Origin of the sequence: Pseudomonas sp. FP1154 (genome assembly GCF_030687245.1) — a bacterium.
In the GTDB taxonomy this organism is placed as follows: domain Bacteria; phylum Pseudomonadota; class Gammaproteobacteria; order Pseudomonadales; family Pseudomonadaceae; genus Aquipseudomonas; species Aquipseudomonas rhizophila.
The window spans coordinates 5,237,026-5,252,920 of the sequence record NZ_CP117465.1 but is presented as its reverse complement, the minus strand read 5'-3'; the positions used below and the strand labels follow the sequence as shown (position 1 = coordinate 5,252,920).

Here is a 15,895-nt window from a genome sequence, read left to right as displayed (position 1 = left end):
CTTCCTTATGCTGAGGGAGCGTTTTCCGTCACTTGATTCAGGCCATGACGCACCCGATTGACCAAGGTATAAACCAGCAGGGCGGCTACCACCGCCATCACACCATCAACCCAGAGTGTCCCGAGCCAACCCAGGGCAATCCCGGTCGCCAGCACGCCCAACACAAAGGCGCGATCACTCTTGCCCATCGGCCCGTCATAGCGCCGCGAAGCCCCGACCATCGCCCCCAGCACACCGGCGTATTCGCTGAACAACGCCAACAGCGTGACCAACAACACCAGCAACAGACTGGCGTCGGCAAACAAGGCAAAAGGCAGGATCAAGGCAGCGTCGGCGATGATATCGCATAGCTCATTGAGGTAGGCGCCCAGATGCGATTGCTGCCCGAACTCCCGCGCCAACATGCCATCCACCGCGTTCAACGCCATGCGCAGAAGCATCCAGATCGGCACCAGGATAAACACCCCCGGATGATTGGCGAACCACGCCACCACGGCCCCCACCAGCACAGAGACAACGCCGGCGAGCAGGGTGACCTGATTGGCGGTGATGCCCTTGTCGTAAAGGCGCTGGACCATGGGGCGCAGCAGGTTCTGGAAGGCGGGTTTGAGCTGGTAGATGGAGGGCATGGGAATGAAATCTCGGCCGGTTACGGGGCTGGGCTTGTTCAGCTGCGAGATTACGATAGTTGGGGTTTGGCTGGAGGGGTAATTCTCGAGAATGCGCGCGGGTAGGCATCTGGCAACGAATTCACCGGTGAATAAAGAACCCCTGTAGGAGCGGGCTTGCCACAAGCCTCTGTGGGAGCATAGCTTGCTCGCGATAGCGGTTCATCAGCCAAACAGGTCAACACCCTGTTGTCCCAAACATAAGGAACGCTCCAAATGCCGCAAATGGATTGGCTCGAAAACCACATGGACAAATGCGACCAGATGGCCGAGTGGCTTCACCAGGAATTCAGCTATGAATTCGCCCAGCAATCCCTCGCCAGTTGGCAGCAAGAGTTCGCTGCGGGCCAACGTGATGGACACTGGAAATGCCTGATCGCCACGGAGCAAGACCAGTTGCTAGGCGGCGTCTCACTGGCCAGCGACGACCTGCCCGACCGACCAGAACTCGGCCCATGGCTGGCATGCGTCTTCATCACCCCAACCGCCCGCCGCAGAGGCCTTGCCGCGCAACTGATCGAAGGCATCTGCAACCATGCCAGAGAAGCGGGATTCACCACCTTGTACTTGCACACCCACAACCAGCGCGACTACTACACCGGGCTTGGCTGGGAAGTGCTGGAGCGCTTTGAGGCATGGGGGAAAGAGCAATGGCTGATGTCGCGGCAGCTGTAACCACCGCCGGGACCGCACACCGGCGAGTCGATTGTTCCTACGCGGATCCTGGGCATCGGCAACCCCCCGACACAACCCCAACACCCATCAAGCATCTGACCCACCGCCATAGCAGTCCTTTCGCACACCCCCTGTGGGAGCGAGCTTGCTCGCGATAGCGATACACCAGTCAACCTCAGCGCCACTGATTCGCCACCTCGCGAGCAGATCCCGGCGATCCGCTCCCTCCATGCATTGCCTCCCATTGCGCAGCTACGCGCGCCTTCCACCAATCAGCGATTCAAAGCACCGAGCGTGCAGGCAACGTCGCCGATCTCCCCTGGAACTAACTTCTGCAAACGTTCATGGCTGAAACGTATCAGCTACAAGAAAAAACCAAAATATGCACAAATGCATTTTTTCGCTTGACCCACATGGGTGAGCCTCTATAAGGTGGTTTCACTGTATGCGCATACAGTATTTCTGAAGCGTCATTTATTTGAATCCATTCATGGACGAGGCACTACCTTATGAAAACCAACCCTGAAAAATTCGGTGTAACACCCCATCAACCCAGCCTTTGGACCCGCGCCGATGCGTTGAAAGTCCGGGCGGACGATCCCACCACCACTCAGCCGCTGGTCAGCGCGGATTTCCCGGTACTGAACAACGACGTGTTCATCTGGGACACCATGCCCCTGCGTGACTTGGACGGTAACGTGACGTCCGTCGATGGCTGGTCGGTGATCTTCACCCTGACGGCTGATCGTCATCCAAACGACCCGCAGTACCTCGACGAGGACGGTAACTACGACATCCTCCGCGATTGGAACGATCGTCACGGTCGGGCAAAGATGTACTACTGGTTTTCGCGTACCGGCAAGAACTGGGAATTCGGTGGCCGTGTGATGGCCGAAGGCGTTTCGCCGACCGCTCGCGAATGGGCCGGTACGCCGATCCTGTTGAACGGCCGCGGTGAAGTGGACCTGTATTACACCGCCGTCACTCCGGGCGCGACCATCGTCAAGGTGCGCGGTCGGGTGGTGACCACTGAACACGGTGTCAGCATGGTCGGCTTCGAGAAGGTCAAGCCGCTGTTCGAGGCCGACGGCAATATGTACCAGACCGAAGCACAAAACGCGTTCTGGGGTTTCCGCGACCCATGGCCATTCCGCGACCCGAAAGACGGCAAGCTCTACATGCTGTTCGAGGGCAACGTGGCCGGTGAGCGCGGCTCGCACAAAGTGGGAGAGGCAGAAATCGGCGATGTGCCGCCGGGTTATGAAGATGTCGGCAACTCCCGCTTCCAGACCGCCTGTGTTGGCATCGCCGTAGCCCGCGACGCGGACGGTGACGACTGGGAAATGTTGCCGCCACTGCTGACCGCCGTGGGCGTAAACGACCAGACCGAGCGCCCGCACTTCGTGTTCCAGGATGGCAAGTACTACCTGTTCACGATCAGCCATACCTTCACCTACGCCGACGGCGTGACCGGGCCGGACGGCGTGTACGGTTTCGTCGCGGACTCGCTCTTCGGCCCTTACGTGCCGCTGAACGGATCCGGCCTGGTGCTGGGCAACCCGTCCTCCCAGCCATTCCAGACCTACTCGCACTATGTAATGCCAAACGGCTTGGTGACCTCCTTCATCGACAGCGTACCGACCGACGAAACCGGCACGCAGATTCGTGTCGGTGGCACCGAGGCACCCACGGTGGGCATGAAAATCAAAGGGCAGCAGACCTTCGTGGTGGGCGAGTACGACTACGGTTACATCCCCCCGATGCTCGATGTCACGCTCAAGTAATAGCAACAGAGGGTTTTCAGGCAGCGGGTTTGCGGTCGATGACAAAACCGTCGTGGATATGATCGAGATATCCCGCCTGATTCATTGTGACGTTGCTCGCAAGCCCCATTGAATAACGAGTCGTAACCTCTTCGCGACTGGCTGCAAGGATGCAGTCGGTCGCGAATGCGTTCCCCTGCGACGTATGTACACAAACTCCTCTGTGGGAGCGAGCTTGCTCGCGATAGCGGTGCATCAGCAACATTCCGGCCAGCTGTTTATCGTGACTCCACGAGACTCGCCACGACCGACATCGCCTTGCGCCATTGCCTACAACTACGCCAGAATCCGCCGGCTTGTGCGTCCTTGGCCGCGTCGGTAGTTTTGATCCTGTCACTGCCCATCAGTGATCGGGTTTAGCAGCCCGTCGAGTTGAGTCGTATCAAGCTTCATCAGTCAGGTATCCCCATCCCTGCATTTGATGGTGGCTGTGCGTGGGGCGCCCCCGGGCGCGCCGATTTCTTAACTCGTCGGTCTGCTAACCCGCGTACAGCTGCCACCCACTCGTTTAGCAGCGAGAGGGTTGTGGCCTCACCAAAGAGAGTTAAGGCTATGGTCAAAATTACACCGAACCCTCCAGCTACAGATGAAACCGTGTCTCGTGTTCAATCGGCTCGTAACAAGAAGCTCGATGATGCGGCCAACCGGGCTTTGGATTTCTATCTGAAGCCTACGCCGAAGAGCGAAACGTCTGACAAACCCAACACCATCTTCCGTATCGCACCGGATGTTGATTCGGAATGTCTGCTTGCCAACCTCAGTGAGAACCTGGCTTCGGCGAATGCCATGATCAGTGATTTGGCGTTTGGTCTTGAGGGATCACGACGGCATTTTGCGTTGGGGATTTTGCAGGTGATCGAGGTGAGTGAGCTGTTGGCGAATCGGGCTTTGGATATTGTTGAGGTGAGGTAGGGGAGGCAAGTCGTTTGCCCTCTGATATAAAAAGGTCCTGCACAGCAGGGCCTTTTTTTCTGCTCGAATTTCCAGGGACGGGCGGCTTTTCTAGGTGCGCTAAAGGGGATCCAGAGGCGATAGTGCAAGCACCTCCGGCATAAATCTTTCGGGTAATGCCTATGAAATAAGAGAAGACCTACGGGGGGCATGGCCATTTGCCTTAATCGTGCAGCAACTGGTTGCATAATTGCCTAGCTACCGCACACATCTCTTGCAATTTAACGACAGGATTGTAGGAGCTCAATCGCGTGAATCAATGCTGCGTCGTTCGTCTATATTTGTTGTAAGAACTGAGGTGGCCGTGGGAAGAAAGTGTTGCGCCATTACGGGGCTAGCCGAGGCGTTCAGCCAGGCATCCGTTGCTTCTACACTGGCCCTGATTGCCATACGAAACGCCTCAGATCCAAGGCTTTTCAGATAAGAGGCCCGCTGCGCATGAGCCTGGCGATTCTCCTGCGTCCATCTCTCGTTGCACGGCGAAGCCCCAACGAAACTCTCAAGCAGTGAATCAAGCTGCCCTCACTTCCCGAAATCTAGGATCTGCCTTAGACAAAACTAGTGGCCAAGCTCCGTACGTTGGTACGCTCGATGGCGAGTGATTTATTAATCCAGGAAAAAGTTGAAGCTCCTTCGATGAGATCCTCGAATGGCAGAATGGCATCATGGGCATGGTGCACTGGGAAAAGAACGGTATAGAATCGTAAAAATAGTTGAGACCGACAGGGAGGTCTACGCAGTGTTCGATGACCGCAGGGGATATGCTGGCAGTTCACCGGGGCAGAGCATGCATGAGTTGCTTGGCCGCCTGACGATTCGTGATCTTCAAATCATTGTTGGTCCACGTGTCCTCCCACTCCTTCCTGTATTCTCCGGTGAGGAGCGATCACCCTTAATTTATGCCGCGGAGCGAGCTCTCCAGGATCGCGCTGTTCGGATTCTCCAAGATTTAGATACAAGAAAAACCCTATTGCGAAATCTTGATCCGGGAAAATTAGATGAGTTGAAGTTCCGCCTCAGGCAAGCCGGCTTAAGCATCTCATCTGGTTCTTTGGATATACCAGCTCTGGCAGAACCTGAATATTGGACCATAGCATCTGGATTTTTTGGACTACAAGGTGAGGAGACAGCCGCCGGCGTCACCCCGCTTCATCGTCAGACAATTGAGCCAAATTTCTCTCTTTTTTCACACCAGAGATCCGTAGTTAGGCGTGCTTATGGGCGTGTGGGTAATGGACAGGGACGAACCCTCATTCACATGCCAACGGGGTCAGGAAAAACCCGTACAGCAATGCACTTGGTAGCGCGAATGCTGAATGAGCAAGAGCCGGGTGTAATTGTTTGGCTCGCTACAAGTAGGGAACTCTTAGAGCAAGCAGCAGAAACTTTTGAAAAAGCATGGGCTGTACTGGGTAATCGAGAAATTGAGTTGTTTCGATTTTGGGGAAGTCGTGCTCCCAAACCGGATACCCTAAAAGATGGGTTATTAATTGCGGGGCTAGCAAAGCTGCATGCATGGCGCGAGCGTGACAGTCTCTCTTTTCTCCGGCTATCTACACGTGTTCGTCTTGTAATTATGGACGAAGCTCATCAAGCGGTCGCGCCTACCTACCGCGCTTTGATCGAAGGGTTGTGTGATTCCGGCAGTGCGGGAGCATTATTAGGGTTGACGGCGACGCCCGGGCGGTCATGGAACGATTTAGGGCAGGATGAGGTTCTTTCTGATTTTTTTGGTGGTTCAAAAGTTGTTCTTGAGGTAGGCGATGATCCTAATCCGGTGAAATATTTGCTGGATAATGGATATTTGGCGAGGCCATGTTTTAAGCAGATTGAATACGTCCCAACAGTACAGCCTTCGCCAACTGAGTTAATTAGAATAACGAATGCTACAGAATACTCTGAGGCGATGCTTAGCAAAATTGCATCAGATACGGCACGTAATTTATCAATTATTGATGCGATAAAGTCGCTGATTGGTCGAGGGCATACGCGAGTAATTATGTTCTCAGTAAGTGTTGAGCACGCGCAGGATATTGCTAGTGGTTTGGCTGCGCACGCTATTAACGCTTCTGTAGTGTCTGGTCTCACGCCGCTTGGTATGCGAGCTTCTATATTGAAAGCTTTCAAAAGTCCTGATAGTAGGCCGCATGTTCTTTGCAATTTCGGAGTACTTACTACTGGGTTTGATGCGCCCAAAACAAGCGCTGCGGTTATCGCCCGCCCTACCAAATCGTTGGTCCTTTATAGTCAAATGGTTGGGCGCGCCACACGAGGGCCGCGAGCAGGGGGGAATAAAATGTGCGAAGTGCTAACGGTGCATGACCCAGCTTATCCCGGGTTTGGAGATATTGCTGAGGCCTTTTTCAATTGGGAGGATGTCTGGAATGAAGAATGAAAACGAGGGGCAGGAGGACGCTTCCTTTATACCTGCTGATCTTGCTATACAGGCAATGAGAGATAGCGGGTACAAAAATACCGCGTACGCGTTAGCAGAACTTATTGATAACTCTGTTCAAGCTGATGCAAAAAATATTGAAATAATGTGTATTGAGGAATACATACAGCTTGCAACGCGGTCTCGAAAGCGCCTCAGTAAGATTGCTGTATTGGATGATGGTATCGGAATGGACGGTATCGTACTTCGTAAGGCGCTTCAGTTCGGTAATGGTACAAGGCTTAACGACCGATCAGGTATTGGGCGCTTCGGAATGGGGTTGCCGAATGCATCAATTTCTCAAGCAGGTCGCCTGGATGTCTGGAGTTGGCAGAATGGCCCAGATAACGCGTTGCATAGTTTTCTTGATGTGCAAGAAATCCGAGATCGTAAACGCAAAGATGTTCCTGTTCCAGAACGCTCGGCAGTTCCTGCTGAGTGGCGAAAAAGAGCTATCAGCATTGGGCGCTCAGGGACGCTAGTAGTGTGGACAAAATTAACTCCCGACCGTCTTACTTGGAAGGGGGCTAAGGCAACTCTTAAAAACACGGGATGGTTGCTTGGTCGTATCCATCGGCGGTTCATCGATGGCGGGCTATTGAGTATTCGTCTGGCTGGGGGCGAGGATAATGCTTTTGAGTCTGGGATGGTAACTATTAATGATCCCATGTATCTCACCGCCGCGCCGACTATGCCGTCTCCATTTAATGTCGAACCAATGTTTGAGGACGTGATTAATGAGCCAATTTCCGTTGAAGTTGATGGTAAAAAGTATGAGGTACAGACTCGATATTCCGTAGCAAAAAATAAAACTTTGGACTTGGCGGGCTCGGTAAATCGTGGTGATACTGCATATGGTAAAGATGCGGCGAATAATATAGGTGTTTCAGTAATGCGTGAGGGGCGAGAGCTTATGCTTGATCGCTCCTGGACTATTCAATATGACCCTAGAGATCGTTGGTGGGGGTGTGAGGTTGAGTTTCCTGCTGCGCTTGATGAGATATTTGGCGTAACCAACAATAAACAAGCAGCAACAGTGTTTAATGAACTGTCTGGATTGGATTGGAAGGAGCTCGCCGATCCAGGCGAATCTATGCCGGACGTAATAGCCCGTCTTACTGAAGAAGGTGACCCAAAGGGAGTACTTCTTTTTTTAAGTGAAACGATAAAGAAAAATCTTGGGCAGATTCGCAACACAATAAAAATACAAGCCAAGGGTACACGGAAAGGTGAAAAGCGCCACGTCGGTGGAGACCCAACTGAAGAGGCAAATAAGCGTTGGAAACAAAGGGATGAAACCAATCCTATCCCAGATGGTGATACGAAGCCTTCGACAGAAGATTTGGACGAGCTTTCCGGCGACCTGACCGAAGATGGTAGAAACGAAGAAGATGCATCCGAGATCGTAGCTCGAGTCATTTCGGGTGATTTGAAAGTCGTATTTATCGATAAAACTTTAGGTGGATCGTCAGAGCTGTTTACTGTCGTTTCACGAGGTCCTGCTACTGAAGTAGTTTTCAATAGGCGACATCCCGCTTTTGATATGATTTTTGACACTGTTTCTGCGGATGATGATTTAGACCAGCTTTCTAGTTCTGAACTTCAAGATCGATTACTAAAGGCTGGACAGGCGGTTCAGTTGCTCTTCGCAGCTTGGGCGCGAATGGAGAGAGAGGATCCTCCAAATCAGGCTCGGTATGAAAGGGTCCGTGAGAGCTGGGGAAAACTCGCTCGTGATTTTCTTGATCCCATTGATATTTCGGGGCTTGACTGATGCGTCTAGATGGCGATCTCCTAATGGCGCATTTGGCAAGAGCGAAAAGCCGAGTGGTTCTTTGCGCACCGTTCATCAAAGTAGGGGTGTTAAATCGTCTGCTTTCAGTGGTCGCGCCAGACGTCTCTGTTGAGATATTTACCCGCTGGCATGCAGAAGAGATCGCAGCAGGAGTTAGTGATCTGGACGTATTTGATGTCACTAGTTCTCGACCATTAACCACGCTCAAGCTGCTTGATAATCTCCATGCGAAGTTGTATTTCTCTGATGAAGCTCTACTGGCTGGGTCTGCAAACCTGACGGCTACAGCGTTAGGTTGGTGTAAAAGTCCAAATCTTGAGCTCCTAACTCTTGTGCCGTCCAATGAGTCGGCAGTCCTTCGATGTGTTGAAGCATTGGCTTTTGCAAGAGTTGCTAGTGCGGCAGAGCGTTCAGCGATGCAACTTCTAGTTGATAATATGCCACGAACGTTGCTTCCGTCTGCGCTTCCCTTAGAGATGGAACTTGCCTCTATGTGGATTCCTAGGCTCGCAGCCCCGGAAAAGCTATTTTTAGCGTACCGGCCGTCGAGTAGAGATAGGCTTGTGGAGTCAGTATTGAGCGCAGCAGATCATGATTTAAGCGCTCTATGCATCGCTCCGGGGCTTAGTGAAGCCGATTTCAAAGCAGAAGTTGCTAAGAGGTTTTCAGCGATGCCCGCTATGGCCGCTGTCTTGCGCGCCGCTTCAACCGATCTTAGTGATGCGGCTGGTATTGAGCTTCTAGGTAGGCTTTCCCCGGTAACGGAAATGTCGGTCGAGCTGCTATGGGGCGTTACCCGAGAGTGGCTCACGTATTTTCTTGGCGATAGGTATGAGATCGCTCCTCAGTCATACGTAACTAGGCTCAGATCTGGGGTGAAGAGAGAGTGACGACGATGGGGCGGTCATGTCTCATCGTAATGCTGCCTGGCTGCCGTTGAGCTGCGATCGGATTGCCGTGACTGGCATATTTTTTTTGTTGTGTCAATGGAAAAAATAACGATCTGCTGATCGAATTCTGGCTTTATATACAGTATTCTGAGGCAACGATAAGACTGGTGACATCAACCAGTCTTCCACTGCATTGGTACCCTATGATTACCTTACGTACCGACCAACGCCCTCAGTTTTCAGGTCACGAAACGTTTCCACTCCGTCAGCTTTGGCTTCGTAAAGCCTACGACGCAGTAGCCTACTATCGGAATCTTGGGCTTACCGCGCCCAAATCAGTATTTTCCGAGGACGCTGCTATCGCTCGATTTGGTGTTGGCAAAAATATGGTTACCTCCATCAGATTCTGGGCTACTGCCTGTCGAGTAATAGAAGAGTCCGAGGGGGGGTTCGTCCCCACGCAAATAGCTGACACCCTTTTTGATCCTCAAACCGGTCTAGATCCATTTTCAGAGCACACCGCTACTACTTGGTTAATGCATTGGTTCCTTGCGAGCAGTCCGGAGAAGACTACGACTTGGTATTACTTGTTTAATCATGTTGTGCAGCAGGTATTTAAGAGAGAGAGTGTCGTTGAGTCGCTTTCCGCAATGATTACTGAGCGCAACCTAAAAATTTCAGGAGCAACGCTTAAGCGGGATGTTGAGTGCTGCATTAGAAGTTACGTTCCGCGGCTAGGTGGCGAATCCCCAGAGGAAATGAGTGAGCCGCTATTGGGAGAGCTTGGATTAGTTCAACAGAACACGAAAGATAGTTTCGAGTTTCGTAGAGGTGCCAAACGCTCTCTCCCCGATGGGGTTTTCGCGTATGCCCTTCTGGACTATTGGGAGCGCCTCGGTCATTCAGGGTCCGTGATGGCTTTTGATCGCGTGGCACATGATTATGGGTCACCTGGGCGTGTTTTTAAGCTAGATGAACATTCCGTAGCAGATCGACTAATGGCTTTAGAGGATCTGAGCAAAGGGCAGCTGTTATGGACTGAGCAAGCGGGAATCAGGCAAGTGACCCGTCAACGAGATGCCCTTAGCAATATAAAAAAGGCCAAAGAAAATCTTTTGCAGGCAGCGTATGCAAAAAAATAAGCAGGATGATACTGTGATGAAAAATTCTTTGGCTGATGTCGTGACTATCTCCCGACAATTTTTGCGCTCAGTGCGTATAGATGCCGACTTAAAAAGAGGTGACGCTCTTTCAGGATATGTTTGTCAAGGTACCTCTAGATCGCTATTGGAGAATATGGCTCGCCAAGTTGTTGAAACTCGACAGCGAGCGTTCACCTGGACAGGCCCTTATGGTGGAGGTAAATCGTCTCTAGCGTTAATGCTTTGCTCTCTTGTCGGTGAAAGTGCAGAGCTTCGTGCCAAAGCAAAGCAAATTTTGGATTTGCCTCAGGATAGTATTGTGTACCGAGCTTTCGATCCCGGGGCACAGGGTTGGTGTGTTCTTCCGATAGTCGGTAAAAGAGCTAGTGTTATAAGTGAGCTATCTAAGGCCTTAAGTCAAGCTAAAGGCGAAGCTCCAGCTAAGCGTAAATACCCTGATGTGGTTGGCGATCTTGTGGCTGCGGCTGAGTCTCATCCTCAAGGCGTTTTGGTTGTTATCGATGAGCTTGGAAAACTGCTCGAGGCCTCCGCCAAGGACGGTGATGACATATATTTTTTTCAGGAATTGGCCGAGGCGGCTAGTCGCTGTAATGGAAAACTTATAGTCGTTGGTATATTGCATCAGGCGTTTGAGGCTTATGCCTCTCGCCTTGGCAGAGAATCACGAGACGATTGGGCAAAAGTGCAAGGTCGGTTTATTGATATCCCATTAGTTTCTGCTACTGATGAAGTGGTGGAACTTATTGGTCGTGCTATTGAAAGAGATCCTTCAGTCGACCACTTAGTTGAACGAGACCATATCGAGGTGGTAACTAGCGCAATCAGAGCTAGGCGTCCAGGTACTCCCGCAGGAATGAGTTCAGGTTTAGCAAACTGCTGGCCTCTTCACCCCATTACAGCTGCTCTTTTGGGGCCTATCTCCAAGCGCCGTTTCGGGCAAAATGAGAGAAGCACATTTGGGTTCTTGGCTTCACGTGAGCCTTTGGGGTTTGTAGAGTTCCTTGAGGGGGCTGTAGTAGGAAAAAGTTCATTATATGATCCCGCACGCTATTGGGACTATTTAAGGGCAAATTTAGAGCCGGCAATTATGGCTTCTCCTGATGGGCATCGTTGGGCAGTGGCCTGCGACGCCGTTGAGCGAGCCGAAGCTAAGGGGGACTCCTTACATATTGGCTTGACGAAGGTCGTTGCACTAATTGAGATGTTTCGCAATGGGTCGGGTGTCGTTCCAGAGGAGAAAATTCTTGCAGTTGCCATTCCTGGTGTATCGGCGGACGCCATTCACAAAGCGCTGAATAACTTGATTAGTTGGAAAATCCTAATCGAGCGTAAGCATCTAGGAGCCTATGGGATATATGCAGGTAGCGATTTTGATGTTGATGGAGCGGTTAATCAAGCACGTTACGAAATTGGAGCTTATTCGCTAGTCCAGGTTTCTTCAGTAAGTGACTTACAGCCGGTTCTCGCTAAGCGGCTATATCAAGAAACTGGAACCATGCGGTGGTTTGACCGGAAAATAGTTCCCCTGTCAGAAATAGAGTCGGTTCTTAAAAATTATAGGTCTGACAAAGGAAGCGTAGGTACGTTTTTCTTATGTTTGCCGGAGATAGGGCAAACTGGACAGTCCGCCGAAGCACACATAAAGAAATTAAGCGCCAAGTACGACAGGATGCCCGTTTTATTTGGGGTCCCAACGAATGCGGAGAAAATCGCGGACCTTGCACTGGAGCTCGGTGCGTCTGAACGAGTCGTTCATACTCGCCCAGAGCTAGAAGGTGATTCGGTGGCAAAGCGCGAATTGACTGGGCGTGTGGCCGCTGTGAGGGCTTCTCTTGAGGAGGAACTCACTGATGCATTTGGTCTTTCTGGCTGGTACTATCAAGGTGTCCGACAAGTTAAAGATGTCATCACTTCTTTAACCGTGCTTGCGTCAAAAATTGCGCAGGAAATTTATTATAAGTCCCCTCGTGTACTAAGCGAGTTGATAAATCGTGAAGACCTATCTAGCAACTCTAGTAGGGCGCGTAAAGACTTATTATATAAGATGGTTGTAAATGCTGCGGAGCCGAATCTTGGGTATCAGGGATACCCGGCAGATGCGGGGCTTTACTATAGCGTTTTGCAAGGTACGGGTCTTCATTTTGAGCGCAAAGACGGCTGGGGTTTCGGTTCTCCAAATGATTGCGTTCGTGGATTGTCCATTGCACCACTATGGTGGGATACAGAACAGTTGGTTTTGTCGCCGAAGAGTACAACTTTGGCTGAGATTTATAAGCTTTGGAGTTCCCCTCCTTATGGTGTGCGCTCGGGGCTTATGCCCGTGCTGGCACTATCTTTTTTTCTGTCGAATCGCTCATCGTTAGCAATGTACATAGATGGCATATTTACTCCTGACATTTCAGAAGCTGCAGTCGACGAGTGGCTTTTGGATCCTGCTCGCATCCGGTTTCAATTTGTTGAGGTCTCCAAGGATAAGGAAAAATTGGTCGCAGCTATTGCGCGAACTGTTTCTTTACCGATGCCCGCCGGTTTGAGCCCTGAACCGCTTGATGCTGCTCGAGCACTGGTAAGTATGGTTTTCAATCTTCCCTCGTGGACGAAGCGGACTGCTACGGTTTCTCAAGTGGCGCAAGATGTGCGAGCTATGTTGTTAAAAGCTAATGATCCCCATAAGGTATTATTTGCGGATTTGCCGATTTTGCTGGGGGCAGTGAAAGCTGATGAGTTAGTTGTAAAGCTTCAATCAGTTATTGATGAATTGTCTTCTGCTTATCCGAATATGCTTGAGAGAGTTAATAAGACGTTACTGTCGGCGTTGGATCATGAGGGAAGAAGCATTCCACTTTTGCAAAAGCGGGCTGCCGGCGTTAAGGGGATTACAGGTAATTTTCTATTGGATGCGTTTGCTACAAGATTGGAAACCTATGATGGGGGGGGGGCTAGCGTTGAGAAAATTATCAGTCTGGCAACTAATAAGCCTCCTGCTCAATGGGTTGATCGAGATATTGACGCGGCACTATCACAGATAGGTGCTTGGGCTATAGACTTGCGTAAAGAAGAGGTTATGGCGCCATTACATGGCCGGCCTGCAAGTCGGCGGGTTATAGGTGTCGTATTTGGCGCCAAACAGGGGCTAGATACTTCAGGATCAATAGACATTTCCGAGGAAGATGTTCCTGCGGTAGATGAGCTGGTTAAGCGTGTACTAGCTACGGTTCAGAAAGAGAGTCGCGATATAGTTCTTGCAGCACTGGCAGAGACAGGTGCTTTATTGATGAGTGAACGTATCAAGGAGGCTGAGTAATGGCTGAGCATCATGTATTGGGGTTGTCTGGAGGAAAAGACAGCGCCGCGCTCGCTGTATACATGAGTCTGCATTATCCTGAGCTGGATATTAAGTATTTTTTTACCGATACAGGTAAAGAGTTGCCGGAGGTTTACGAGTTCCTCGGTCGCTTAGAAGGTTTCTTGGGGAAACCTATTGAGCGTTTAAATCCGCATAGGGACTTCGATTTCTGGCTGCGCCAGTATAATAATTTTTTGCCTTCTCCTAATACTCGGTGGTGTACCAGAAAGCTGAAGTTGGAGCCCTTCAAGCAGTGGGTACATCCTTGGTTGGAAGCAGGGGATTACGTATATAGCTATGTAGCGATTCGGGCAGATGAAGAACATCGAGATGGTATGATTGCCCGTCAAGATAATCTGGTTGTAAAGCTACCGTTTCGTGAGCATGGTATCGATAAGCCCGGAGTAATTGATATTCTAGAAGCCTCTGGGTTGGGGTTGCCGAAGTATTACGATTGGCGATCTCGAAGTGGTTGTACGTTTTGCTTTTTTCAGCAGAAAATTGAATGGGCTAATTTAAAGCTAAAACATCCAGCAAGTTTTGAAGAAGCTAAGGAATACGAAAAAACCGCTCTGGAAAATGGGTCCCCATTCACATGGAGTCAAGGGGAGTCATTAGTTGAGCTCGAGCAGCCCGGGCGTTTAGCGCAAATTGATGCTGATTTTAGAGTTCGCAAAGAGCGTGAGCTTGCGCGGAAAAAAGTTAATCCGCTTAGACCTGTAAGCTTAGAGCCTACTGATATTGATGACTTGTACTTTGAGGATGAGGGTGGCGGTGCATGTTTGATTTGCCATAAGTAGACTGTTGTCGACCTAATTTGTATTTTTAGTTTGGCTGATAATGTGGTGATTAGAATATCAATTGATGATTATCGTTCCCTTTCGCGCCTTGTTCTGTTGTTTTGATTCGAGCGTTTGTCGATTTTGATAATTTACGTGTTCCCATATTGTATCTCAATGCTTAAGTCGATTCGGAAGTGACTGATACAAGGAAATGCTTCAGGATTTGATTTTTAGTTGGCCGTTAGGGTGAAAACGGCTTTTCAATAGGCATTAAAAAGCCGGCTTATGGCCGGCTTCTCGTTGACTAACTCAGTTCGTTTTTGACAAACCTCACCAGCCTTCAAAACGTACATCCGGCTCTTGCGGCCGGCTGTGGGACTTGGTCAGAAAGTGATCTGCCTTGTCGGTGCGAGGTGTGGGCTCGCAAATGTGGGGCGCAGGGTACGCGGGTTTGGGGGGGAATTCCAGAGGTAAGTTGTGTTTTGAATCATTGGGTTAGGGGGAGTAGCAGGGGGGGGCTGCTTCGCAGCCCAGCGGGGATAAATCCCCTCGCCACAGGATCTTCCCAAATCTCCTCAACATAGGGAGCTCCTCCCACAGTCCTGCCATCCGGGGTTGGTCAATCGAACACCGGCGGTCGTTGTTTGTTCAGGGTGGACCACCAGAAGACCCAGCCGATGACTTTGATGTTTTGCGCTTCGATCTGTTCGGCGCTGAAGACCTCGTCAGGATACGCAGCACAGTTATGGCTACGCAGGCGTAGCCGATTACCGGGAATGCGGTGCAGGTATTTGATGCGCAGCATCCCGTCGTGCTCAAGCGCATAGATATGGCCGTCGACGATTTGGGTCAGGCCGCGGTCGATGGCGAGGGTGGAGCCGTCTTCGATGCGTTCGGCCATGCTGTCGCCGACCATGGTGGTGCAGATGGCGTCGCCGGGGTCGATTTCCAGGGATTCTAGGTGGCTGCGGGGCAGGCGGATGGTTTGGTCGGGGATTTCGATGATGTGGGTTTTGGTTTCGCCGGGGGCGATGGGGGCTTCCTTGTAGAGGGGCAGTTCGATGTCCGTGGTTTCTTGCACGCTGTAGACGCCATCGTTTTCGGCGGCTTCATAGGTGATGCCGGGGCCCAGGCCCAGTGGGGTCTGCGGGCCTTCGCCGGTGGCGAGCCATTGCGGGCTGACGGTCAGCAGGCTGGCGATGGAGTAGATGCGCCCTGGCGGGATGCCACGGTTGAACCAGTTGTTTATGTGCTGGGATTTCACGCCGTATAACTTCGCGAAGTCGGCGGATCGGATATTCGCTTCTTTTAGAAGGGCTCTGAAGCGGTCGCCACTGGAAAGTATTTTCATAAACGGAAAGTTTAGGG

11 protein-coding genes are annotated in these 15,895 nt (G+C 51.2%); 9 read left to right on the top strand and 2 right to left on the bottom strand.

Going from position 1 to position 15,895, the window contains the following annotated elements:
• Window positions 1–5: 5 nt before the first annotated feature.
• Complete coding sequence (locus PSH91_RS23470) at window positions 6–629, bottom strand: CDP-alcohol phosphatidyltransferase family protein (RefSeq protein WP_107321797.1); 624 nt, start codon at window positions 627–629, stop codon at window positions 6–8.
• Window positions 630–884: 255 nt separating this feature from the next.
• On the opposite strand from PSH91_RS23470, the gene PSH91_RS23465 reads away from it, so the two are divergent.
• The 9 genes from PSH91_RS23465 to PSH91_RS23425 all read left to right on the top strand — a co-directional run bounded on the left by PSH91_RS23465 (window position 885) and on the right by PSH91_RS23425 (window position 14,545).
• A complete protein-coding gene (locus PSH91_RS23465) occupies window positions 885–1,343 on the top strand; it encodes a GNAT family N-acetyltransferase (RefSeq protein ID WP_047229458.1) in 459 nt (152 codons plus the stop codon).
• Between the two features lie 509 nt (window positions 1,344–1,852).
• The gene (locus PSH91_RS23460; RefSeq protein WP_305466858.1) at window positions 1,853–3,127 is read left to right on the top strand and encodes a glycoside hydrolase family 68 protein; all 1,275 of its coding nucleotides are present in this window, start codon (window positions 1,853–1,855) and stop codon (window positions 3,125–3,127) included.
• Window positions 3,128–3,718: 591 nt separating this feature from the next.
• Window positions 3,719–4,078 (top strand): DUF6124 family protein, encoded by a 360-nt coding sequence (locus PSH91_RS23455; RefSeq protein ID WP_305466857.1) that lies wholly within the window; start codon window positions 3,719–3,721, stop codon window positions 4,076–4,078.
• Between the two features lie 688 nt (window positions 4,079–4,766).
• Complete coding sequence (locus tag PSH91_RS23450; protein ID WP_305466856.1) at window positions 4,767–6,512, top strand: DEAD/DEAH box helicase; 1,746 nt, start codon at window positions 4,767–4,769, stop codon at window positions 6,510–6,512.
• Window positions 6,502–8,325, top strand: coding sequence for an ATP-binding protein (locus PSH91_RS23445; RefSeq protein ID WP_305466855.1), 1,824 nt, complete (start codon window positions 6,502–6,504; stop codon window positions 8,323–8,325). The genes PSH91_RS23450 and PSH91_RS23445 overlap by 11 nt, the downstream gene beginning before the upstream one ends.
• A 23-nt stretch (window positions 8,326–8,348) precedes the next feature.
• The gene (locus PSH91_RS23440; RefSeq protein WP_305466854.1) at window positions 8,349–9,236 is read left to right on the top strand and encodes a phospholipase D family protein; all 888 of its coding nucleotides are present in this window, start codon (window positions 8,349–8,351) and stop codon (window positions 9,234–9,236) included.
• Window positions 9,237–9,439: 203 nt separating this feature from the next.
• Window positions 9,440–10,378, top strand: coding sequence for a DUF4007 family protein (locus tag PSH91_RS23435; RefSeq protein ID WP_305466853.1), 939 nt, complete (start codon window positions 9,440–9,442; stop codon window positions 10,376–10,378).
• Entirely contained in the window at window positions 10,365–13,703 is a 3,339-nt protein-coding gene (locus tag PSH91_RS23430; RefSeq protein ID WP_305466852.1) for an ATP-binding protein, read from the top strand. Before PSH91_RS23435 ends, PSH91_RS23430 begins: the two co-directional genes overlap by 14 nt.
• Window positions 13,703–14,545, top strand: a complete 843-nt coding sequence (locus tag PSH91_RS23425) for a phosphoadenosine phosphosulfate reductase family protein (RefSeq protein WP_305466851.1) — start codon at window positions 13,703–13,705, stop codon at window positions 14,543–14,545. The genes PSH91_RS23430 and PSH91_RS23425 overlap by 1 nt, the downstream gene beginning before the upstream one ends.
• 601 nt (window positions 14,546–15,146) lie before the next feature.
• On the opposite strand, the gene PSH91_RS23420 is transcribed toward PSH91_RS23425, so the two are convergent.
• A complete protein-coding gene (locus PSH91_RS23420) occupies window positions 15,147–15,878 on the bottom strand; it encodes a helix-turn-helix transcriptional regulator (protein WP_305466850.1) in 732 nt (243 codons plus the stop codon).
• Window positions 15,879–15,895: the final 17 nt, after the last annotated feature.

Bases quoted from the DNA above. Each gene is read 5' to 3' on its own strand.
- PSH91_RS23470 (WP_107321797.1), bottom strand. From the start codon at position 629: ATGCCCTCCATCTACCAGCTCAAACCCGCCTTCCAGAACCTGCTGCGC.
- PSH91_RS23465 (WP_047229458.1), top strand. From the start codon at position 885: ATGCCGCAAATGGATTGGCTCGAAAACCACATGGACAAATGCGACCAG.
- PSH91_RS23460 (WP_305466858.1), top strand. From the start codon at position 1,853: ATGAAAACCAACCCTGAAAAATTCGGTGTAACACCCCATCAACCCAGC.
- PSH91_RS23455 (WP_305466857.1), top strand. From the start codon at position 3,719: ATGGTCAAAATTACACCGAACCCTCCAGCTACAGATGAAACCGTGTCT.
- PSH91_RS23450 (WP_305466856.1), top strand. From the start codon at position 4,767: ATGGCAGAATGGCATCATGGGCATGGTGCACTGGGAAAAGAACGGTAT.
- PSH91_RS23445 (WP_305466855.1), top strand. From the start codon at position 6,502: ATGAAGAATGAAAACGAGGGGCAGGAGGACGCTTCCTTTATACCTGCT.
- PSH91_RS23440 (WP_305466854.1), top strand. From the start codon at position 8,349: ATGGCGCATTTGGCAAGAGCGAAAAGCCGAGTGGTTCTTTGCGCACCG.
- PSH91_RS23435 (WP_305466853.1), top strand. From the start codon at position 9,440: ATGATTACCTTACGTACCGACCAACGCCCTCAGTTTTCAGGTCACGAA.
- PSH91_RS23430 (WP_305466852.1), top strand. From the start codon at position 10,365: ATGCAAAAAAATAAGCAGGATGATACTGTGATGAAAAATTCTTTGGCT.
- PSH91_RS23425 (WP_305466851.1), top strand. From the start codon at position 13,703: ATGGCTGAGCATCATGTATTGGGGTTGTCTGGAGGAAAAGACAGCGCC.
- PSH91_RS23420 (WP_305466850.1), bottom strand. From the start codon at position 15,878: ATGAAAATACTTTCCAGTGGCGACCGCTTCAGAGCCCTTCTAAAAGAA.